Genomic DNA, 20,234 nt, shown 5'->3' with positions numbered 1-20,234 from the left:
TGTAAAAGAGCGGGAAAGGTCCAGAGTCGATCTGGACGAGGCGTTCAGTGAGATTGTCGAAGCCGCGTCATTGTTCGGCATTGCAATAGCACGGTGCAGCGGACTTTCCAACTGTTGGGTTGGCAGGAGCGCAAACTTCCACTTGGCCAGCGATCGTGGATTGAAGCAGAGGTGTCGCGCGCCGGGACACCGGTCAGCGCTGGCTCACCGAACTGTGCGGGAGGGGGGGGCTGCTCGGATGTGTGAATGATCTGTGCATTGGTGATCCGCTGCTGGGTACAGCTAGGCACAACAGTTGTTTAGTTGGCACCTGTCGAAAACCGGTAAGGCGAGCATTGCATCTGCCTAGCTTGCTCAGGCCCTCATGCCCTTTCTCGCTCGCACAACGGCCTGGTATTCAACGACTGCGACTATAAGAAATTAGAGGGCAGCTACGGCCGGAAGCGGTGGTTCGTTGTTCCGCACTGCCAGCAACAGAACTGGCGGGGAGGGGCAGAACGTGCACTTGAGGGGCAACGTGAGCTCCGGAAATCAGTGGGCTGTTGAAGCAGGCTTGGCGATCAGTACTCTCGGTAAGTTTGTGGGGAATGGTCAAAAACAACGTCTTGGTGGAATTCTAAAAAGCGAATCTGCTTCGGCGAGAAAACTCCATATCGAAGTGATGTATCCAAGCTCAGACCGAGCCGAACTTGCACGTCAGACGGCAGCCTGTTCGAAACTAGTATGCGGCCACTCGACGAAAAGCTAATCCAACCCTGATCAAACAGCAGGTCCGCATGCGGGGCCAGCAGTAGCCCGTTCTCGCCATCAATGCGTTCGCTAGGAGTGCTATCTGCCCATGGCTTAATATGGCTCGCGCGAAGGAATCTCAGATCCTCAATGCCGGTCAGTCGGCAACCCTTCTCAACGCCGATCAGGCGCTCGCGGAACAGGCGTTGTTTTGTCCGCACCTCGGTTTCGCGTCTTGTGCTGGTTGCGCCGACGTCATCGATCGCGGCATCGATCTCAGCCTGGTCCTTCTCACTTGCCGCAAGGCCCAGCGAGGCTTCCAATGATCTCAGGCGGAACACGATCGCAGATCTTGGCTGCCCTTCTCGATCTGGCGTGCCGGGCCGAACGTAGGAGGACTGGCACATGAATCTACCAAGATACCGGTAGGGCCGCCCCTTACCCATCATCTGAAACACTACAAGCGTCTTGCCATCCTTGGCGTGCTCGCCGATCGCTCGGTTGCCCGCCACATACTTCATGTCTCCGACTTGACCCTCACCGAAGTAGTGAAAGACCTCGTCGTCGTCCCAGAAATCATGGTAGCCATGAGATACGCCGGCCTGGCCAGTGAACGCGATGACTAGCGGATACTCCTTGGGTGTCGAAATGCCGCCTTGCTGTTGCCCGCCAAATACACCGTGGATCTGCTTTTGACGGTTGTAGAGCGCGCCCACCTCGAATGGGAGTTCCATCCTAGATCCCTGTCCCAGAAGCTAAGTGCCAAGGATTCTAGCCAGAACCACGTTGCTTGTGTCATTGGTTGACGCATTCGGCTGTGGGGGCAGGGTGCAGATGGGGGCTATTTGGACGAGAGCGGAGGGCAGCTGTTCTCAGATGGGCTCAAGTTGCTCCTGCGTCTCTCTGGTGAGCCCCATCCATCTTTCCAGCGCTGTAGCTCCATTGTATCGCTTGCGACCGTGGACATGGTGACTATCAGAAGACTCAGCCCAGAGTTGTCCACAAACAGAATGGCATCGCCAAGTACGCTCATATCAAAGAAGCGTCTACTGGAATCATGTTTTCCGACGGTGACGCCTTGGCAAGCCAACGCTTCGGCAAAGTTCTCGGCGTCGGCCTGGAACAAGGCAAACTCCGAGTCGGTGAGTCTTGGGTAGTTCTCAAAACTCATTGCGGTGGCCGGCGTGTACGTCCCTCCAATGATCAATCCCAGTAGCGCTGCCGTCGTCAGGGCAAGCAAAGTCCGGCTCGGCATAGTGAGGCTAGTGTTAGAGGCTAAAGGCTCAGACAGCGGCGAATACTTCGGACCGTGCATACGATCCGTACATTGCATTCGATGTGCGCAGCGAGGTGCGCTCTACTCCCGAACCTGCAGCCGCTCAATAGCCTGCGCAGTCAACGCCACACACGCCATCTTCAACCCTTCCATCACCCGGTCCCCCAGGTACTCCTCGGGCGCGCCGTTCTGCCGAGTTCGCTCCGCAGCCAACATCAGCTCCGCCACCACACGTAGCCCGGCCAGCGCGCAATCCGCATCCGCCAACTGAAGACACCGCCCAGGCAGTTGATGCCGTTCCGGCCAAGGCTGGCCATCCGCAGCTGCGCCAGATCCGATGCGTCGCAGCGTGGCGACGAAGGCGCTGGGATCGTGGGAGGGATCGCGGTCGGCTTCGGCCTCAACCGGATCGTACTGCGCGTGCAGGGAACGGAAGTCCGATGTGTTCATGGTAATGCTCCGTACAGGACAGACAGCAGCGCCACCGATAAAAGTGGCGGACGATGCGAGGCTCGAAAACCGGTCAACAACCAATCCGGCGGGTCCGAAGACCCCCACGCACCGCCCGCCATGGACCGCGAACGGATTGCCAGCCGGCGCCACACGAACGTGACGCCGGCTGACAAGCGCAAACACATGGTTGTTGACCGGGTTTTCGACGCCCGTGCCACCCTGTGTGAGGTGGCATGCCAAGATGTACTCGCATGGTTGCGAGATGCCAAGAAACCGTAGACCGCAGAGGCCGTAAATGCCGACGCTTACGGCATTGTTGCATGGCGCGCGCGCGGCAGAACCCTTGCGGCGCAGTGGTTTCGGCCGGTGTTAAGTTACCGCCCGAATGCGCATTGAAAAGCACGGTTTGCAGCTGTTCGGGATCCCAAAAGCGACATGTGGCCCACAGGGCCCATTCGCGCAGCGTGCCGATTGCGACACGGCTTAACTTTGCAGCGCCACGCCCGGCCGTGGCCACAGCGCATCGTCGCGCTCCAGGTCGTAGTCGCTGCCGAACGCCAGCGCCGCCTCGTGTGGCGGAAGGTCTGCGTAGCAACCCAGCAGGTACTCATCCATGCCGGCGTCGCCATGATCGATGGCGAACAGGTAGAGAAGCTCCACGTCGAAAGCTTCCAGCCATGCAGGGTCGATCTTGGTCATGGTCATCCTCCCGAAGCAAGGGAGAATGACCTAGGGAAGTCTCAGGGGCTGCGATCTCTGGCTCCGAGGGAGGCCGCCTCAACCTGAGGCGCTCAGCCCATGCGTATGGCGTGGCTCTGTTGTTCCTGCGTACGTGCATCCAGCACCTGCTGCTCATTCTGACGGGCGAGCTCGCGCTGATCGCTCACCACAGCCAGTTGCTGCAGCGACTCAGCCACCGGCGTTTGTGCAGCCACGGCAGTGGGCATTCCTGCACGCAGGTGGGCGGGGTCAGATAGGTCGCCTTGTACAACAAAGATGGTGTGACCCGCCGGCTGATTGGCCGTGGCGTTGCTCAGCACCACATGGTCCACCTGTTCCAGACCCTGCTCGCGTGCCTTCACTGTCAGGCTGGCGGCGAGGTTCTCACTGGTCGCGTCGAAGGGGCGGCCGTGCTTCTCGTCCAGTGCAGCGACGCCCTGGCGAATCTGCTGATGGAGCGCGTAGTCCGGGCTGCCTGGCTCTATCGCCGCGATGCGGCGTCCTTCCGTAAAGAGAGGCTCGGATTCCTGCGTAGACACCACGCGTGGGCTCTTGGCGATCTCTCTGTAGGGATCTTCAGGATGAAACTGCTTCGCCTTGGCCTCGCGTTCCAAGCGAACCTCGCGGGTCTCATTCAAAACGGAAATCTCGGCGGGATCGGCCTCTTTGGTTGTTCTATCGAGTGGGGGAACGCCCACTGTGCGGTTCCAGCTGCCGTCCTTGGGGTCGTAGCTGTGATAGTCGAACTTGGTACCAATCACGTTCGGATCTACGGCGTCGCGCTGCAGGAGTGCTGCGCCCTCGAACTTGCTCAGCTCAACGAAGTAGAAATGCCCAGCGGGCTGCGGCATATCCAGGTGCACGCTGACGGCCGTCTTGCCGGCACGGAATGCGCCGGCCGCGCTGTTGTCCAGCATGTTCTGCCAGACCTTTTCGGCTGCCTGCTCACCGCGTTTGTGCTCTGTGGACACCAGCAGCAAGCGCGGCGTCCAGCAGTTCACATTGAGGTCGTTCTTTTCGAACGAAACATCGTGGGATTTGAGCGTGCTGGTGTAGGGCAGGTTGAGTGCCAGATCGGGCCTGCCGGCCTCCATCCAACTTTTGCGCTCCGCCAGGTCGTTCCTGATCAGCTCCTGGCCGAAGGTTTCTTGCCTGCGCTCGGTGAACGCGACGTTCTTCTCGTTGCCGAACAGCGTGGCCTGCTGCTCGGCAACGGCGGTTGCAAAGCTGTTGGCCACCCGGCCAGGGAGGCTGTCGTTGCGCACAACACCCAACGCCAGCAGTCCGTAGCCATCATTGTCGGGAAGCTGCGCAAGATAGTTCCAATACAGCTCGCGGTTTCCCTCCTTCGCGTAGGAGGACAGGACACGAATGTCCTTATCGGTAAGTCCGCTCATGATTCATCCTTGAGATGCGGTTTACGGCTGAACGCGATAGCGGCTCAGAAGATCACGCACGCTGGTTTCCAGACGCTGCCAGTCGCTCAGCATGACGCGTGCATAGTTCATCTCGATGGCGATGCTGTCGCCCACATCCACGATGGAATGGCGGCACATTGCGATCTGGCCTTCGCCGGCGCGTTCAAGTGTCTTTCCCTGAACTACAAGTCCGTCAGGAATGCGGTCTGCCGGGTCGCAGCTGATGAACGTTGTCAGTTGCCCCTCCGCCGAGCGGGCCACATACCAGTCTGGCTCCATCCCCGGGTTGCGCACGTAAGGCCTGCCCAGCGCAGCCTCCGAGTCCTTTGCATAGGCTGCCATCAACGATGGGTCAATCGCATACGGCGTCAGACCCCAGCGCTCGGGTTGTGCAACGCGCAGCGCAAGGTTCTCTACCGGGTCCCTTCGCTCCAGTGATCCCGGCGCGCTGGTGGCTTCGCTACTGGACCGACGTGCCAGATAGTTCTGGATGGGAACGCGATCGATGTATCTAAGCTCGACCAGCACCTGCCGCCGGCTGTCCTGCGTGCTGCGCACCGGGCGATCACCGGGCGGCGCTGCATCGAAACCTGGCCAGAACACCGTGAGCATGACGCCCCCATCGGCCAGGGGGCCCGTCTGATTGTAGTAGAGGTTGGCCGGGAACATGAAGCGGTGCGGGCCAAGCCGAGCTTCCACCGGCTGCGTTGTGTAGGTCTGTCCGCCCACCGTACGTGGGCTGGTTGCGCTTTCGGACATGGGGGTTCCGTTCGGGTCCTTTTCCGTGGATGGGGCCTTCGCGCAGGCGGTGGTGCTGAGCACGGCCACCAGGGCGAAGGAGGCAAGCCGGCAAGCCGGTGCTCTGCTCATGGGCGATTCCCTTGCATGATCGGAACGACTATAGATCGGTGGAATGGCAAGCTCCAGTCGCTGCGGGCACTTGCTCACGTCCGGGCCCATTATTGCTGGCTGGCTCACACATTCAGCAAGTTGCGATCGGCGTCCTCTCTCCCTCCAGCTGACCCCCATCCCACCTATGCCATCATCCACCCAGGACCGCAGCACCCATCAAGGCTGAACAGGCATGGAGCAGGCAACACGCTACACCGTAACCCTTTATCTGGCCGCGCCCGGCACCCCGCTGAAAAGTGGGGGCATCTCGCCGCGCGGCCACATGTACCTGCAGGTCGCTGCGGGCGACGAGGCCCACAGCTACGGCTTCGCGCCGCCGCGCCAGGCGCCGGGCGAAACCCGCACCGGCGTGCAGTACGCGCAGGTACGCCACGACGATGCCGACGAGCATCTGGACCCGTACTACAGCCGCACCCTGGAAATCACCGAGGAGCACTACGGCTGCCTGCGTGATTTCGCCGAGGAACCGGCCGAGTTCGAATTCGATGTGGATCGCCCGGCCACCATCAACCGCTGTAGCGATTTCGTCTGGGCGGCGCTGCATTACGCAGGCCTGCATCCGCTGCCGGTGCCGCTGGACGGCGGCAGCAACCTGGGCGAGTTTGCGGTGCTGTTCAACCTGCCGGAGATCCAGTGCATCGCTGCGCCGTTCCCGGGCAGCGATCTGAATGCCGAAACCCATAACGCGATGCCCGAGCACGAGGCCGAGCATCATCGCCAGGGCGACCGCGCCAGCGATGAGCCGCCGCCGACGCCGATTGAAGTGGCCGGCACGCTGCTGGACCCTTCGCATCCGGACCACCGCCTGTTCTCGCAGCTGATCCAGAAGGTAGCGGAGCTGGACGCCGCGCACGGCCGCCCGTTCGATGCGGCCAGCCAGCGCATCAGCGCCAGCCTGCTGGTGCTGGCCAAGCAGAACAACCTCTCGCGCGTGGACCACGTGCTGCTCAGCCGGCCGACCCAGAACAGCCATGCCGCCGAAAGCATCTTCATCGTGCAGGGCGACCGCAACGACCCAGGGCACCGCCGGGCCAGCATCGCCACCGAGGTGGCGGCCAAGACCGATGTGGCCGATTCGCTGCGGTTGAAGGAGCAATGACGCGACCACTGCGGCGGGGGCTGCTGGTACTGGCGGTGCTGGGCGCGCTGGCGGCATGCCGTGCGTCACCAGCGCCTGAGGTTGCGCCGCCCCTGCTGACGCGTGCACAGGCCGAGGCCCGCACGGTTGTGCCGTTCACGCGGGCCGTGCAGTTGCAGAAGGCCGGTCGGATTGCCGAGCTCACGTTTGATTTGCCGGCACTCCAGAAGCCGGCCATTCCGATCCTGAACATTGGGTTGCGGCTGCAGGATACCGACGGGCGCTCGTTGTTGGACGCGTGGGAGAAGATCAGGCTGGGAAGGCCACCCACGCGATTGCGCCTGGAGCGGATTGATGGCGGCGCACCTGGTCCTGTACAGCTATGGCAGAGCACTCCTGACGGGCGCGACTCACAGAGAATTCCAGAAGATGAGATTGTGCGATATCTGTCCGATACAAGCCTGGATGAGGGCGCACTGATCGAAGCCGGTCTGCACTCACGTGAGATGCTGTATCAGGTACTTCAGGTCGCGGATGTCGGTTGGCTGGAGCCGGGCCGGTATCGGTTGACAGTCGACCTGATGGAGGACCGTCCGCAGCTGGAAGGGCTCCATGCCGAGCTTATTGTTGGATATCAATCACTAGGGAAGTAGGGCATGAGCAAGGACGTTGAGCGTTATACCGTCACAATCCATCTGGCCGCGCCTGGCACGCCGAGAGTTGGCGTGGACGAAGCGGGTCAGCAGATGCCGCTTGATCCTTCATTTGCCGGGCACATGTTTCTTTCGCTGACGCGATCAGATGACCCGGCTCCCAAGAGCAGGGGATTCACGATGGGGAATGACCGTGCGAATCCCTCGCTGGGCAAAGTCGATGACACGGATCTGCGGGTCTACGACAAACCCCGCTTCGAGCGCACGATCGAGATCAGCAAGGAGCAGTACGATCGCATCCTCGAATTCTCGGCTGATCCGAAGAAGCACGGCTTCGACATGAACTACGACTTCTTCTCCAACGCCTGCACCGATTTCGCATGGGGTGCCCTGAACCACGCCGGCCTGCGCCCGGTTGGGCTGGCCGGGGAGATCAACAACTACGAGGGCGCCACCAAGGTCCTGGACAACATCCGCGCCGTCAATGCCATTCCGCAGCAGGTGAAGGGCAGCGAGCTGGACAGGGTGCAGTGGAACCCGATGCCGAAGCAGACATTCCGCGAGTGGATGTTCACCGAGAACGGCGAGCAGTGGCGCGGCAACAGCACCCTCGCGGCAAGCGGCACGCCCGCAGACTCGGCGCACGATGATCATGCCCGCCTCAACCAGATCCACCAGCAGGTGGCCGACCTCGGTGCCTTCGGTGCACGCAACGGCAATGTCAGTGCCAGCCTGCTCGCGCTGTCGAAGGAGCAGCAGTTCTCGCGTGTGGACGAAGTGGTGCTGGGCGAGCCGCGCGGTGATACCGCGCCGAAGCTGTTCATCGTGCAGGGGGACCGCAGTGACCCGGCGCACCAGCGCGCCAGCATGCCGGCGGAGCTGGCAGAGCAGGCACCGGTAGAGGCCTCGTTCGAACGGGTGGCGCAGTTGCCGCAGAACCTGCCGCAGCGCGATGTGCAGCGCCTGCAGGAAGAGCAGCAGCTGCAACAGAGCCACGGCCCACGGATGGCATAGCCGGAGGGCAGCGCCAAGGTCGAGCGTGTGCCATGCCTGCACCGGCGCACGCCACGCCCCCCCACCTGCTACCATTCCCCGGCAACCCCAGCCAGCCCACCCGCGCAGACAGATGCAGGTCGGGCCGTCGCAGTACGGCCCAGCGAGCCAGGACACCTTCCCGTGCCCATTCAAGGACGCTCGCATGTTCCGTACTCCTCTCTTCCGCTCGGCCGCCCTGGCCGTTGCCGTTTCGCTCAGCCTCGGCGCGCCTTCTGCATTCGCCGACAACGCGCCCGCCGTCAGCGCCACCGCCGCCGTGCAGCGCCAGACCGTGGCCAAGGGCCTGTACGAGCTGGCCTACAGCCCGAAGCAGAACGCCGTGTTCGTGGCCTCCTCCGGCGGTTTCGGCGAAGACGCCGGCCCGGCCCAGGTGCTGCGCCTGAACCCGGCCACGCTGGCCGTGGAAACCCACATCCCGCTGGAGCGCAAAGCCTTCGGCGTGGTGCTGGATGACGCCCACAACCGCCTGTACGTGGGCAATACCGTGGACCTGTCGGTGACCGTGGTCGACACCGCGCAGAGCAAGGCCGTCGGCACCATCCAGCTGATGGAGAAAAAGATCGGCAAGGACGGCAAGGCCGCCTACACCCACGACCTGCGCGAGCTGGTGGTCGACAGCGCGGCCAACCGACTGTACGTGACCGGCCACAGCAGCCAGCCGGACGTGAGCAGCGTGCTGTTCGTGATCGATACGAGCACGCTGAAGGTGATTAACACCATCGACGGCCTGGGCAATGCCAAGGCGCCGGGCCTGGCGCTGGATGCGGCCAACAAGCGCGTCTACACCAGCAACCTGCTGGCCGAGCTGGTGGTGGTGGGCACCGATTCGAACAAGGTGGTGGCGCAGCACAAGATCGCCGCCGAGCAGCCGATGAACATCGCGCTGGACCCGGCCAGCAAGCGTCTGTTCGTGACCGACCAGGGCTCGGAGATGCTGCGTGATTACCAGGCCAAGAGCAGTGGCCTGGTCAGCAGGCACCCGGGCCAGCGCGTGCTGGTGCTCGACCGCGGCACCGGCAAGGAACTGGCCAGCATCCCGACCGATGCCGGCCCGCTGGGCATCCTGCTGGATGCACCGCGCAAGCGCCTGTACGTGACCAACCGCGAAGCCGGTACCGTGACCGCCTACAACAGTGACAGCTACCAGAAGGTGGCCACCTACACCGTGCCGACCCACCCGAACAGCCTGGCGCTGGATGCGAAGAACAACGTGCTGTTCGTGAGCATCAAGAACGGCGAGAAGGATGACAAGGGCGCTGACGAGAGCGTGGCGCGCATCCAGCTGTAAGGCGAAGACGCCGGGCTACGCCCGGTGGTTTCCCGCGTGAAGAAGGCAGGGTGCAGACCCTGCCTTTCTCGTTGCCGGGTTGCAGTGCCGAGCGCCAACCCGCTAGGGTTGAAACCCTAGGGCAGGGAGCCAAAGGATCTGAATCATGCTGGGTAATCACCGCTGGCTGCGCGCCGGCCTGTTGATCATGTTGAGCGCTGTGCTGGGCGCCTGCTCCGGCCGTGATCCTGTCCCACCCGAGCCACTGGACCTGGCCCAGCCGATCGCGGTGGATCAGCCAGGTCAAGGGGTGAGTTTCGAGTTCGAGATGAACGCGCGAAATTACATCCCACACCGCACCTACGCCGTGGAGCTGGAGTTGCAGCGCCAAGCGACGCGCAAGCCCGACGAGCCTGACGTGGGCACAATGAGGATTCCGTTCGAGGTGACCCTGCAGCAATGGGGCGCTGATGCCTGGAAAGATGTTCCCACCTACGACAGCTACCAGGCGGGGGCACTCAACGCGGGAGAGCCGCTTCCGGAATGGCATGCATCCAGCGAATGGCGGTATACGTCGCCGCACATGGGCAGTGACGGCCAGTACACGCTGAGCCTGGTTGATCTGCCAGTGGAGCCTGATACCCGCTATCGCGTACAGGTTCGCACGGTAAAGGCCACGCCGGAATTGCAGCATTACTCGGCCCAGTTGCGGGTACACGCCGCCCGACCGCCAGGAAAGTAATCAACCTCACCACCGGAAGGAACGAAGGAATCACCTTATGGACAAGCCACGCTACACCGTAGAGATCGTTATCGCTGCACCTGGCACGCCGCTGATCGACCCCAGGACGCACAAGCAGGCCGTCGACGCGGAGGGCATTCCGCAGACGTCCGCCCCCGGCCACATGTTCTACGTCCTGCATGCACCCGGCGTGCCTGCGAAGAGCTTCGGATTTGCTCCCAAGGAGCACGGAAGCATGAATGGTCCTGGCGCCATCATGGAGGATGATGCAACGGTCTATAAAGACCCGCGCTACACGCGCACCCTGGAGATCAGTGAAGATCAGTACAGGAAGCTCCAGCAGTTCGGCTCGGACCCGGAGAAATTCGGCTTCAGCAAGCATTATCAGGACGTGCGCAACAACTGCGTGGACTTCACCTGGGAAGCCTTGAACCACGCAGGCATCGAGCGGAAAAGAAGTATCGACGTGAACGCGCTGGGAGGTCCTGCTGGGCAGCTTCTTCCGGATGTCCGCATTCCCCTGGACATCAAGGGGGCAGGCAAGGATGGATTCCGACCGCTGCGCAACATCCATGGCGTGGACAGCATTGATCCGCCGTTTCCGGACAGCGAGCTCAATCAGAGGAAAACCAATCCCATGCCGGAGCGTAGTTTCAAGCAACACATGTTGAGTGACGCTGAGGGCATGGGCGAACGAAGCGGTGATCGTCTGGCCCGGCACGGTAACGATCCGCTGCTCTCGCAGATCCACCGGGGCGTGGCGCTGCTGGATGCAGAGCGGGGCCGCGACTTCGACGCCACCAGCGAGAACATCAGCGCCAGCCTGTACGTCCTGGCCAAGGCGAACGGCCTGACCCAGGTCGACCATGTGTTGCTGAGCGATCGCACCGCGCAGGCCGACGCTGCGCAGAACATCTTCATCGTGCAGGGCGAGCGCAACGATCCGGCACAGCTGCGCGCCAGCATGCCAACAGCGGCGGCTGCGCAGACACCGGCAGAAACTTCGTTCGAGCGTGCCGAGCAGCTGTCGCAGTCTGCACAGGTGCGCACGCAGGATGAACTGCAGCAGCGCCAGGTGCAGGAGCAGTCCGGTCCGCGCATGGCCTAGCGCAGCAAGCGCCACGGCGAGCCGACGTACTCGCGCTGGGCCGCCAACAACGCTGGAGGCGGCTCAGCCCAGACGGTGTGCCGGGTTCTGCTGCTGCTCCTGCTCACGGGCCTGCTGTTCGGGCACTAACCCCACGGCCGGCTGCTGCGGGGCCAACCCCAATTTCTGCATCGACTGCTCCACCGGCGTCTGCGCCGCCACGGCCGTCGGCATCATCGCGCGCAGGTGCGCCGGGTTGGCCGGGTCGCCCTGCACCACGAAGATGTTGTGCCCGGCCGGGTGCTGGGCCGTGGCGTTGCTGACCAGCACGTGGTCGACCTGCTGCAGGCCCTGCTCGCGGGCGAGTACGGTCAGGCTGGCGGTCAGGCGCTCACTGGTCTGGTCGAACGCACGGCCATGCTGGGCATCCAGAGCGGACACGCCCTGGCGGACCTGCTGATGGAGGCCATAGTCGGGGTGGTTGGGGGTGAGTTCTGCCATGGCGATCGAACGGTAGCGGTGGGTCGGGGTGAACCGCGCCAGTATAGATCCGGCCGGTGAAGGACGCCGGAAAGGTCAATCCGCCGGCCGGTGGTCATAGCTGATCACCCGTTCGGCCAGCCAGTGCCCGTCCACGCGGCGCCAGACCTGGATGAAACGGGCCTGGCCGACCCAGCGTTCCACCCCGTCCTTGCCGCGCTCGTAAAAGCGGTGGTCGCCGATTTCCAGGGCTCGCTCATCATGCAGCGGGAACACCTGCAGCGAGGGCTCGACCCGCTCGCGGCGAAGGCGCCAGCCGCCCTTGCGCGTGCTGTCGCACAGGCTGGCCACGCTGCGGCGGAAGTCCTCGCGGCTGCTGGCCGATTTGCCATCCTTGTCATGGAAGAATTCCATGTCTTCGGTGGTCATCGCGGCGGCCTTGTCGGCGTCGCAGGCCTCGAAGGCCATGGCGAATAGTTGGGTATCGGCCTGGCGGATCTGCTCGCGCAGGTCATCGGGCGGCGCGGGCGCGGCAACCAGACCGGCGGCCAGCAGGGGCAGGGTGAGCAGCAGCATGGCGAAACTCCAGGAGACGGTGCGCGAAGGCTGGCATGCCGGTGACCGCGGCGGTACGGCCCTGCGACGAAACCGCCTGGGCGCGGTGCGAAGGCCGGCCAGGCCGGTGCGGCTTCGCGTGGCGGCATGTGCAGGCGATGTCATGAGGGGGCGTGATTCCCTCACGGCTGCCACAGGGCGCGGCCGCTAGCCTGCAATCCCCCCTTCCACAGGAGCGCCCATGCCTGCTTCCCGCATCCGCCTGCATGTTGAAGATACCGGTGGCGACGGCCGCCCGGTGATCCTGATCCACGGCTGGCCGCTGTCCGCCGATGCCTGGAAGACCCAGGTGGCGATCCTGCGCGACGCCCAGTATCGGGTCATCAGCTACGACCGGCGCGGCTTTGGCCGCTCTGACAAGCCGGCCGACGGCTATGACTACGACACCCTGGCGGCAGACCTGGCGGGGTTGATCGAGGAACGTGACCTGCGCGATGCCACCCTGGTCGGTTTCTCGATGGGCGGTGGCGAGGTGGCGCGCTACGTGGCCAACCACGGCCAGGATCGCCTGCACAGTGTGGTGTTCGCTGCGGCGGTGCCGCCGTTCCTGCTGCGTAGTGACGACAATCCGGAAGGTCCGCTGACCCAGGACAAGGCCGATGAAATGCGCAGCGGATTGGAGAAGGACCGCGAGGCGTTCTTCGACGGCTTCACCCGCGACTTCTTCAGCGCCAACGGCCAGCTGATGGTGACCGAAGAAGCGCGCCAGGCGGCGATCGCGCTGTGCCATCAATCTGACCAGACGGCGGCACTGGGCTGCATGCACGCGTTTGCCACCACTGATTTCCGGGATGACCTGAAAAAGATCACGGTGCCGACCCTGATCCTGCACGGTGACAGCGATGCCATCGTGCCGTTCGAAGGCTCCGGCCAGCGTACCCACAAGGCCATCAAGGGCAGCGAAGTGGTGATCCTGGAAGGCGCGCCGCATGGCTGCAACACCAGCCACGCCGACCGCTTCAATCTGGCCCTGCTGAACTTCCTGAAGCGCTAAGCTACGGCCATGCGCCAGACCAGAACCCCCCCGTGGAAGAAGCCCAACCCCAAGGGCCAGACGTCGCAACCGCTGTCGGATGCGCAGAAGGCGGCGGCACGGCAACGTGCCGAGGAGAACGGGCGACGCTATCCCAACCTGGTCGACAACATGTGGGCGGCGAAGCTACCGCGTGGGTCGTGATTCATAGGCTGGGTGTGGACCTGGTGTAGAGCCGGGCCGATGCTCGGCTGGGGCGCGAAGCGCGTGCCGACCGGGATGGGGCAAAGGGCCGCCGAGCATGGGCTCGGCGCTACGGGCCGGGCAGTGGCTGCCAGCCCGACTCCCACCACGGCGCAACGTCGCGTTGCTGCACGTTGATCGTCTCGATCGGCAACCCGGCCAGCCGTGCCAGTTCCGCACGCAGCATTTCGGTGTCCACCGGCAGGGCGATGGCCACCTGCAGCCGGTCGGGCTGCTGGCGGACCTGCACGGGCACGACCGCATGGGCTTCATGCTCGCCACCGGTGCGGGCGATCGGGTAGCGCATCACTGTGGGCCGCCCCAGCTGGGCGAGTGCGGGCCGCCACGCCTGCAGCACCACCGGCTGTGCGGCCACGGGAGCCCGCACCTCGATGAGGGCACTCGGATAGCCGATCAGGTTCCCCATCATCACCTGGAAGCGCGCGCCGTCGGGGATGGCCAGCACGGTGGCGATCAGCGCCATCAGCGAGAGGATGGCCGCGGCGACGTGCCAGCTGCGGGGTGCGGTGGCGGCGCGGGTTGCCGTACGCAGGCCCGGCCTGCGCCGCAGAGCGCGCGCGTAGCTGCGCCGATCCTTCTTGCGCGGGCTGCTGCTGTGCGCCGGCAGATTCAACGGAACGCGTGGCAGCCGGGCGGCGCGCGCATTGATCAGGCGTGCCAACCACCACCACGCGAACACGAACGCCAGCAGTGGCAGCAGCGTTCGTACGACCAGGTACAGCATCACCATCGGGAATACCTTGGGACTTGCGGACTCGGACAGCCCCGCCATCGTAGCCGTGCCATGCGCTGCATGTCGCATCCGCCAGCCGACACGTGCGAAGCGCTTGGTTAGGATGGTTGTTTGCTGTCATGGATGAACCGATGAGCCCTGCCACGTCCCGAATCCGCCGCATCTGTGGGCAGGGGCCGATCCTGCTGATGCTGCAGCTGGTCGCACTGTTGTCCGTGGCACTGGCGTCCGGGTTCTTCCATTGTCGCGTCGATCTGCTGCTGGAACCGATCACCGAGGCCTGTGGTGGCCCGGATGCGCACGCGCGGCTGCAGATGGCCGAACAGGTGATGGCACGCGCCGGTGCGTTGGACGACTGGCAGCCGCTGAGCTGGATCCCGGTCGCGGGCATTGCATTGGCGCTGCTGGGTGCGATTGCAGTGTGTGCCAGCCGCGCGCTGTGGCTGCGTGACCGGCTGCGCACGGCGAACGTGGCACTGCTGGTGCTGCATGGCGCAGCGCTGGGCCTGGCCGGATGGACGCTGTACCTGTACGAGACTGCATGGAACAGCGTGGCACGGCTGTCACCCACGGCGTGCCTGATGGACCTGGTGGCGGAGGGCGATACCCCGCTGGCGCAGGCGCAACACGTGGTGTTCCATATCCTGGCGCGCGAGAACGCGACGTTGATGCGCAATCCGGATGACCTGGCGCTGGTGCTGGTGATGTTGCTGCTGGCGACGATGATGGGGGGCATCGGCCTGTGGCAGGGGATCGCGCGAGCCCGGGCGGGCTGATCCGGGCGCACGCTCGGCGGCGCACGCCAATCGCGTTACAGTCGACGCCTCGCCACTCCAGGGAAGACCCGATGCGCTTGTTGCTGTGTGCGTTGCCGTTGTTGCTGCTGTCGCTGGCGGTGCACGCCGCCGAGGTGGACCGCCGCATCGCGGTGACCATCGATGATCTGCCATGGGCACGGCTGGACCAGATCGTGCCGACGGACCTGCAGGCGCGGCATGAAGCGTTGATGGCCCAGCTGCGTCAGGCAGGCGTGCCGGTGGTCGGCTTCGTCAACGAGAACAAGCTTGAGGTGGATGGACAGGTGCAGCCGGCGCGGGTGCAGATGCTGCGCGACTGGCGCGATGCCGGCTACGTGCTGGGCAATCACACCTATTCACACATGGATCTGAATGCGAAGGGCGTGGCGGCGTTCCAGCAGGATTTCCTGTGCGGCGAGACAGTGCTGCGGCCGTTGTTGGCCGAGAAGGGGCAGGCGCCACAGTGGATGCGCCACCCCTACCTGCGCGCTGGCCGTACCGTAGATGAGCGCATGCAGATGGATGGGTTCTTCAAGCAGCATGGCTACCGCGTGGCGCCGGTGACGGTGGACAACGGTGAGTGGGTGTGGGCGTTCGCCTATGCCAACGTGATGAACGAGCAGGCGGACTCGCCCGCGCGCGCAGCGACGCTGGCGCAGCTGCGCAAGGGCTACGTGCCGTACATGCTGAACAAGCTGGATTACTACGAGAAACAGTCGCAGGCGCTGCTGGGGTACGCGCTGCCGCAGGTGTGGCTGATGCACGCCAATGAGCTCAACGCGGCGACGTTTGCCGAACTGGTGGCGGCCACGAAGCGGCGCGGCTATCGCTTCATTTCGCTGGACGAGGCGATGCGTGACCCGGCCTACGCGCGGGGTGCCGAGGGCTACAACGGCCGCTATGGCCCGAGCTGGCTGCACCGCTGGGCGATGGCGGAGAACAAGCCGAAGGACTTCTACGCCGGCGAGCCCGAGGTGCCGGCGTGGGTGATGAAGCTGGCCAAGGTCGATTCGGAGTAAGGCTCAGCGCTTGACGGCCAGCACGCCGTCCAGCGCCAGTTCGGCCTTGAAACCGGCTTTTTCCAGGCGTTTGGCGACTTCACGCGGCACGTCGCGGCCGCTGGTCAGCTTGTTCGGCGCGCCGGTGTAATGGAACAGGCGGCCGCCCTTGCGGATGACGCGGGCGAGGTGGTCATAGAACACCTGGGAGTACAGCTCGCCGGCGATGCCGAAGCGCGGTGGGTCGTGCAGGATCGCATCGACGCTGTTGCTGGCCACCTGTTCGATCTGCTGCGAGACATCGCCGTGGCTGAACTGCAGGCGGCCACCGGCGGCAGCCGAGTCCGGATCCGGCGACCACGGGTTGAGCGTGCGCAGCCACATCACATCGGCGTTCTTCTCGAACGAACGGATCTGGCCGACACCGGCTTCCAGCGCACAGGCAGCGAAGTAGCCGAGACCACCGCAGGTATCGAGGATGACCTTGCCGGCCGGGGCGACCAGCTCCACCTTGCGGCGCGCATCCTCGAACGGCGACAGCTTCGAGGTCGGCAGCATCTTGATGCCGTCGATCTCGAAGGTCGGTGCGCCCCATTCGGTCGGCACCAGCTTGATCAGCGAGCCGCTGTAGCGCGAGATCGGTGCGAAGTCCTCGCCATCCCAGTAGTACAGCGTGCGTTCCTTCAGCTTGCCCGGCCAGGGGTAGGGCTGGCCCCGGAAGTGGAAGCCGTCCGCATCGAGCGCCACGCTGTCCCGGCTGCGGCCGAGATCGAGCGAGCCCTGCCAGTCGGCGGCGCCCTTGTCATGGGCACGGCGCAGGGTGTCGGCGCTGTCGCGGGTCAGCAGGGGGCCGGTGTAATGGGGCACGGCGGGTACCGGGGCGGTTCGGGGGAGGGCATGGTACCGCAGCTGTTGTAGAGCCGAGCCCGCCCTTGGCTCCACCATGCCTGCATCCACGCATGGCGTGGATCTACTGCAAAAGCAGCCGAGCGTGGGCTTGGCTCTACAGTTCAATCGCACTTCACCGCATACACCGGCCCGGCCCCGATCAGCATCAGCGCCATGTAGTCGCTGTCGCTGGCCTTGTGCAGGGCTCTTGGGCCGCGCTGCCACTGGCCACCGCGGCCGAAGGAGACGAAGTACTGGCCGCTTTCCTTGTCAATGCGGAAACCGACCGAAAGCCAAGGGCCAGCCGGTGAAATCATGAACTGAATGATGTACGTGATGATTGAAGCCGAATCATAAGCCCGAGTAGGAAAGGGCGCCTCGGCGCCCTTTCCTCCGCGGCGGGGGCCTGGTATCAGTCGGCCCTGATGGAACCGCGATCGCTTGCGCAGGCGCGCGGTACGCAGCCTTCCATCAACGTATTCATGGTCTGCGGAGTATGAGCAAAGCAGAGTACTCTTGCGGTGTGGTTTCCCACGGTATTCGGTGGGTAGTACTCGCTATAGAAGGTCTGGCACCTTCCGTTGTCGATTTGCGCGCTACCCTGGATGTTCCCGCTTACAGAGCTGTTGAATCTCACGGTTCCGTAGGAAACGAAGTTCTGGCCGGCTGATACCTGTCCATTTGGTGCATAGGCGAATACATAGTCAGTACTCTTTGCGTCACTAGCACCGTTCGACTCGATGCTTGAGCAATGCCATGCAGCGCTCCCAGGGCCCACCGTGATTGACTCTCCCTTGGCGGGATTCATCCCGATATCTGTGCAGGAAGCCTCGTGGTACCGCTTCGTTGCTTCCGATTGATCATCGTAGCGATATACATACTGACCCTTCGAGTTGCGGGTGAGGGACTGCTCCACACTGACCGTTCCCCCGATGGAGTCAGGCCATTCTGCGCTGCGAACAATTCTCGCTGGGAACGTCGCTTCGTCAGCGGTCTGTCGATCAGCTGGCATTCCATCTGCTGCCTGCACGGATGCTGAGACGATGAACATGAGAGCAGCTAGCTGCAATTTCATCTGGACCTCTCCTACCTGGGTGAGGGTCCATCTTCTCTACTTACCCCGTGGCGCACTGAGTAGCATCACGCAGTTGTGGGGATTTCAAACATTCCTCAAAAATCGGTGTCGCTAATCGCACTTCACCGCATACACCGGCCCGGCCCCTATCAGCATCAGCGCCATGTAGTCGCTGTCGCTGGCTTTTCCTTTCAACGTCGCGCCCTTGTTGAAGTGGAAGATGCCGAAGCCGCCGGACATGCGGATCAGGGCACTGTCGATCTGGTCTGCGTCGTCGCGGAAGTAACGGCTGATCTCGCTGCGGGTGGCCTTGTGCAGGGCGTTCGGTTCGCGCTGCCACTGCGCGCCACGGCTGAAGGAAACGAAGTACTGGCCGCCTTCCTTGTCGATGCGGAAGTCGGCGGGCTTGCGCGCGGCGGTGGCGAAGCAGCCCTGCAATGGGTCGGCGGAGAAGGGAAGCCGCGCATCGTCGCCGCAGGCAGTGAGCAGCAGGAGGGCACCGGGCAGCAGCAGGCGGCGCGCGCGCATGGGATGTCCCTACAGGGCAGGTGCGGCTAGTGTAGGCAGCACGCGGGCGTGGCCCGTACAGAAATTCGGCAAGGACACAGGGGTTTTCGGATGGCGCAGGGCAAGGCACCGTGGTGCGGCGTGGCCAGTTGGCTGGGGATTGCTGTGGGCTGGGGCGCGGGCACCGTGGCGGCGCAGGCGGCAGTCGCTGCCGGTGGCAATGGCATGGCCGCTGGGCTGGGGGTGGGCGTGCTGGGCGCGGCCTTGGTGGGCGGCGGCCTGGCAGTGGCCTCGCGCGTGCGTGGCGAGCGCTGGCCATGGATCGGCATCGGCGGTGCGGTGCTGAGTGCGCTGCCGCTGCTGATGTACCTGCTGCGGATGATGCTGAAGCTCTAGCGGTAGTGCCGGCCGCTGGCCGGCAACTGCAGATCGGGTCCGAAGCTCATGAGGGTGCCGGCCAGCGGCCGGCATTACCTGGCGTGGATCACTGGCTGCGGTGGATCTCCACCGTCACATGCACCAGTTCTTCATGGATCGCCAGGGCGTTGCGCACGGTATCGGCATCCAGCGTGGCGTCACTGGTGACCACGCTGGCGCTGACCGCGTACTTGCCGCGGCCGACCTGCCAGACGTGCAGGTCGGCCAGGCGTGCCGGCCACGGGCCCTGTTCGATCACTTCGCGCACTTCGGCCACCACCGGCGCGTCCATCTGCGCGTCGAGCAGGATGCGTCCGCTGTCGCGCAGCAGGCCGACCGCCCACACCGTGACCAGCACGGCGCCGACCAGGCCCATCACCGGGTCCAGCCAGGTCAGGCCGAGCAGCTTGCCGCCGAGCAGGGCGACGATGGCCAGCACCGAGGTGGCGGCGTCGGCCAGCACATGGACGTAGGCCGAGCGCAGATTGAGATCGTGACCGTGCGCATGGCCGTGGTCGTGGTGGTCGTGGCCATGCCCGTGGTCATGGTGATGGGCATGACTGTGGTGATGATGCGCGTGGCCCGGGCTGTCGTGCAGCCACCACGCGCACAGCAGGTTCACGCCCAGCCCGACCGCGGCGATGGCGATGGCTTCGTTGTAGTGGATCGGCGCCGGTACCCACAGCCGCTCCAGCGATTGCACGGCCATCAGCGCGGCCACGCCGAGCAGGGCGATGGCGCTGGTATAGCCGGCCAGGATCTCGATCTTCCAGGTGCCGAAGGCGAAGCGCGGGTCGTGCGCGTAGCGGCGCGCGCAGCGGTACGCAAACACTGAAAGCCCGAGCGCCAGCGCATGCGAACTCATGTGCCAGCCATCGGCGAGCACGGCCATGGAGTTGAACCACCAGCCGCCGACGATCTCCACGACCATCATGCTGACGGTGAGCCACAGGGCGCGGCGGGTATTGCGTTCGGCCAGCGGATTGCCGTCGTCGAAGCGGTGTTCGTGGCGACGGGCGGCGGCGAGGGCGTCCAGGTGCATGGAGGGTGACCAACGGAGGTGGAGTGGATACCCCCATAGGGTATATGATCCAAC

At 64.1% G+C, this 20,234-nt stretch carries 24 protein-coding genes; 11 read left to right on the top strand and 13 right to left on the bottom strand.

Annotated elements, in window-relative coordinates:
* Positions 1-560: 560 nt before the first annotated feature.
* The 5 genes from AC5P9I_RS16370 to AC5P9I_RS16350 all read right to left on the bottom strand — a co-directional run bounded on the left by AC5P9I_RS16370 (position 561) and on the right by AC5P9I_RS16350 (position 5,466).
* On the bottom strand, positions 561-1,463 hold the full coding sequence (locus AC5P9I_RS16370; RefSeq protein ID WP_130768641.1) for an HNH endonuclease: 903 nt from the start codon (positions 1,461-1,463) through the stop codon (positions 561-563).
* 623 nt (positions 1,464-2,086) lie between these two features.
* Positions 2,087-2,455, bottom strand: coding sequence for a hypothetical protein (locus AC5P9I_RS16365; protein WP_130768642.1), 369 nt, complete (start codon positions 2,453-2,455; stop codon positions 2,087-2,089).
* 486 nt (positions 2,456-2,941) lie between these two features.
* Positions 2,942-3,157 carry a hypothetical protein gene (locus AC5P9I_RS16360; protein WP_187756873.1) on the bottom strand — a complete coding sequence of 72 codons (216 nt, stop codon included), beginning with the start codon at positions 3,155-3,157 and terminating at the stop codon, positions 2,942-2,944.
* A 92-nt stretch (positions 3,158-3,249) separates the two neighbouring features.
* Positions 3,250-4,575, bottom strand: a complete 1,326-nt coding sequence (locus AC5P9I_RS16355) for an XVIPCD domain-containing protein (RefSeq protein ID WP_130768644.1) — start codon at positions 4,573-4,575, stop codon at positions 3,250-3,252.
* Positions 4,576-4,596: 21 nt separating this feature from the next.
* Complete coding sequence (locus AC5P9I_RS16350) at positions 4,597-5,466, bottom strand: hypothetical protein (RefSeq protein ID WP_130768645.1); 870 nt, start codon at positions 5,464-5,466, stop codon at positions 4,597-4,599.
* Between the two features lie 214 nt (positions 5,467-5,680).
* Between AC5P9I_RS16350 and AC5P9I_RS16345 the strand changes: the two genes are divergently transcribed.
* The 6 genes from AC5P9I_RS16345 (at position 5,681) to AC5P9I_RS16320 (ending at position 11,412) form a co-directional block, all read left to right on the top strand.
* Positions 5,681-6,607, top strand: coding sequence for an XVIPCD domain-containing protein (locus AC5P9I_RS16345; RefSeq protein WP_187756872.1), 927 nt, complete (start codon positions 5,681-5,683; stop codon positions 6,605-6,607).
* Positions 6,604-7,239, top strand: coding sequence for a hypothetical protein (locus tag AC5P9I_RS16340; RefSeq protein WP_130768647.1), 636 nt, complete (start codon positions 6,604-6,606; stop codon positions 7,237-7,239). Before AC5P9I_RS16345 ends, AC5P9I_RS16340 begins: the two co-directional genes overlap by 4 nt.
* 180 nt (positions 7,240-7,419) lie before the next feature.
* Positions 7,420-8,253 (top strand): XVIPCD domain-containing protein, encoded by an 834-nt coding sequence (locus AC5P9I_RS16335; RefSeq protein ID WP_231352991.1) that lies wholly within the window; start codon positions 7,420-7,422, stop codon positions 8,251-8,253.
* A gap of 184 nt (positions 8,254-8,437) precedes the next feature.
* Positions 8,438-9,583, top strand: coding sequence for a YncE family protein (locus AC5P9I_RS16330; protein ID WP_049470210.1), 1,146 nt, complete (start codon positions 8,438-8,440; stop codon positions 9,581-9,583).
* 145 nt (positions 9,584-9,728) lie between these two features.
* On the top strand, positions 9,729-10,304 hold the full coding sequence (locus AC5P9I_RS16325; protein WP_049470207.1) for a hypothetical protein: 576 nt from the start codon (positions 9,729-9,731) through the stop codon (positions 10,302-10,304).
* 37 nt (positions 10,305-10,341) lie between these two features.
* Entirely contained in the window at positions 10,342-11,412 is a 1,071-nt protein-coding gene (locus tag AC5P9I_RS16320; RefSeq protein WP_049470205.1) for an XVIPCD domain-containing protein, read from the top strand.
* 63 nt (positions 11,413-11,475) lie between these two features.
* On the opposite strand, the gene AC5P9I_RS16315 is transcribed toward AC5P9I_RS16320, so the two are convergent.
* Both AC5P9I_RS16315 and AC5P9I_RS16310 read right to left on the bottom strand, forming a co-directional pair.
* Complete coding sequence (locus tag AC5P9I_RS16315) at positions 11,476-11,892, bottom strand: XVIPCD domain-containing protein (protein ID WP_049470202.1); 417 nt, start codon at positions 11,890-11,892, stop codon at positions 11,476-11,478.
* Positions 11,893-11,967: 75 nt separating this feature from the next.
* On the bottom strand, positions 11,968-12,447 hold the full coding sequence (locus AC5P9I_RS16310) for a nuclear transport factor 2 family protein (RefSeq protein ID WP_049470200.1): 480 nt from the start codon (positions 12,445-12,447) through the stop codon (positions 11,968-11,970).
* A gap of 220 nt (positions 12,448-12,667) precedes the next feature.
* Here AC5P9I_RS16310 and AC5P9I_RS16305 point away from each other — a divergent pair, with 220 nt between their 5' ends.
* Both AC5P9I_RS16305 and AC5P9I_RS16300 read left to right on the top strand, forming a co-directional pair.
* Positions 12,668-13,480 (top strand): alpha/beta fold hydrolase, encoded by an 813-nt coding sequence (locus AC5P9I_RS16305; RefSeq protein WP_130768649.1) that lies wholly within the window; start codon positions 12,668-12,670, stop codon positions 13,478-13,480.
* Between the two features lie 9 nt (positions 13,481-13,489).
* Positions 13,490-13,663, top strand: a complete 174-nt coding sequence (locus tag AC5P9I_RS16300; protein ID WP_005415066.1) for a hypothetical protein — start codon at positions 13,490-13,492, stop codon at positions 13,661-13,663.
* Positions 13,664-13,772: 109 nt separating this feature from the next.
* Here AC5P9I_RS16300 and AC5P9I_RS16295 read toward each other — a convergent pair whose 3' ends face one another.
* Entirely contained in the window at positions 13,773-14,453 is a 681-nt protein-coding gene (locus tag AC5P9I_RS16295) for a hypothetical protein (protein ID WP_150827450.1), read from the bottom strand.
* A gap of 134 nt (positions 14,454-14,587) precedes the next feature.
* Here AC5P9I_RS16295 and AC5P9I_RS16290 point away from each other — a divergent pair, with 134 nt between their 5' ends.
* Together AC5P9I_RS16290 and AC5P9I_RS16285 are read left to right on the top strand one after the other, a co-directional pair.
* Positions 14,588-15,232, top strand: coding sequence for a hypothetical protein (locus AC5P9I_RS16290; protein ID WP_130768651.1), 645 nt, complete (start codon positions 14,588-14,590; stop codon positions 15,230-15,232).
* Positions 15,233-15,303: 71 nt separating this feature from the next.
* The gene (locus AC5P9I_RS16285) at positions 15,304-16,272 is read left to right on the top strand and encodes a polysaccharide deacetylase family protein (protein ID WP_130768652.1); all 969 of its coding nucleotides are present in this window, start codon (positions 15,304-15,306) and stop codon (positions 16,270-16,272) included.
* A 3-nt stretch (positions 16,273-16,275) separates the two neighbouring features.
* Here the strand turns inward: AC5P9I_RS16285 and AC5P9I_RS16280 are convergent, their stop codons facing one another.
* The 4 genes from AC5P9I_RS16280 to AC5P9I_RS16265 form a co-directional block, all read right to left on the bottom strand.
* Positions 16,276-17,196: a class I SAM-dependent methyltransferase gene (locus AC5P9I_RS16280; RefSeq protein ID WP_262408951.1), complete on the bottom strand. Its 921-nt coding sequence runs from the start codon at positions 17,194-17,196 to the stop codon at positions 16,276-16,278.
* Positions 17,197-17,261: 65 nt separating this feature from the next.
* Positions 17,262-17,456, bottom strand: coding sequence for a hypothetical protein (locus tag AC5P9I_RS16275; RefSeq protein ID WP_049466061.1), 195 nt, complete (start codon positions 17,454-17,456; stop codon positions 17,262-17,264).
* A 95-nt stretch (positions 17,457-17,551) separates the two neighbouring features.
* On the bottom strand, positions 17,552-18,214 hold the full coding sequence (locus tag AC5P9I_RS16270) for a hypothetical protein (RefSeq protein ID WP_130768654.1): 663 nt from the start codon (positions 18,212-18,214) through the stop codon (positions 17,552-17,554).
* Positions 18,215-18,325: 111 nt separating this feature from the next.
* Positions 18,326-18,742: a hypothetical protein gene (locus tag AC5P9I_RS16265; RefSeq protein WP_049466063.1), complete on the bottom strand. Its 417-nt coding sequence runs from the start codon at positions 18,740-18,742 to the stop codon at positions 18,326-18,328.
* A 90-nt stretch (positions 18,743-18,832) separates the two neighbouring features.
* Between AC5P9I_RS16265 and AC5P9I_RS16260 the strand changes: the two genes are divergently transcribed.
* Positions 18,833-19,117 carry a hypothetical protein gene (locus AC5P9I_RS16260; RefSeq protein ID WP_005415073.1) on the top strand — a complete coding sequence of 95 codons (285 nt, stop codon included), beginning with the start codon at positions 18,833-18,835 and terminating at the stop codon, positions 19,115-19,117.
* A gap of 88 nt (positions 19,118-19,205) precedes the next feature.
* On the opposite strand, the gene dmeF is transcribed toward AC5P9I_RS16260, so the two are convergent.
* Positions 19,206-20,180, bottom strand: a complete 975-nt coding sequence (gene dmeF, locus AC5P9I_RS16255) for a CDF family Co(II)/Ni(II) efflux transporter DmeF (protein WP_049466064.1) — start codon at positions 20,178-20,180, stop codon at positions 19,206-19,208.
* Positions 20,181-20,234 lie beyond the last annotated feature (54 nt).

Source organism: Stenotrophomonas sp. YJH_SMC_29 (assembly GCF_059371235.1).
The sequence above is the reverse complement of the archived record's forward strand: the minus strand, read 5'-3'. Positions and strand labels throughout refer to the sequence as shown.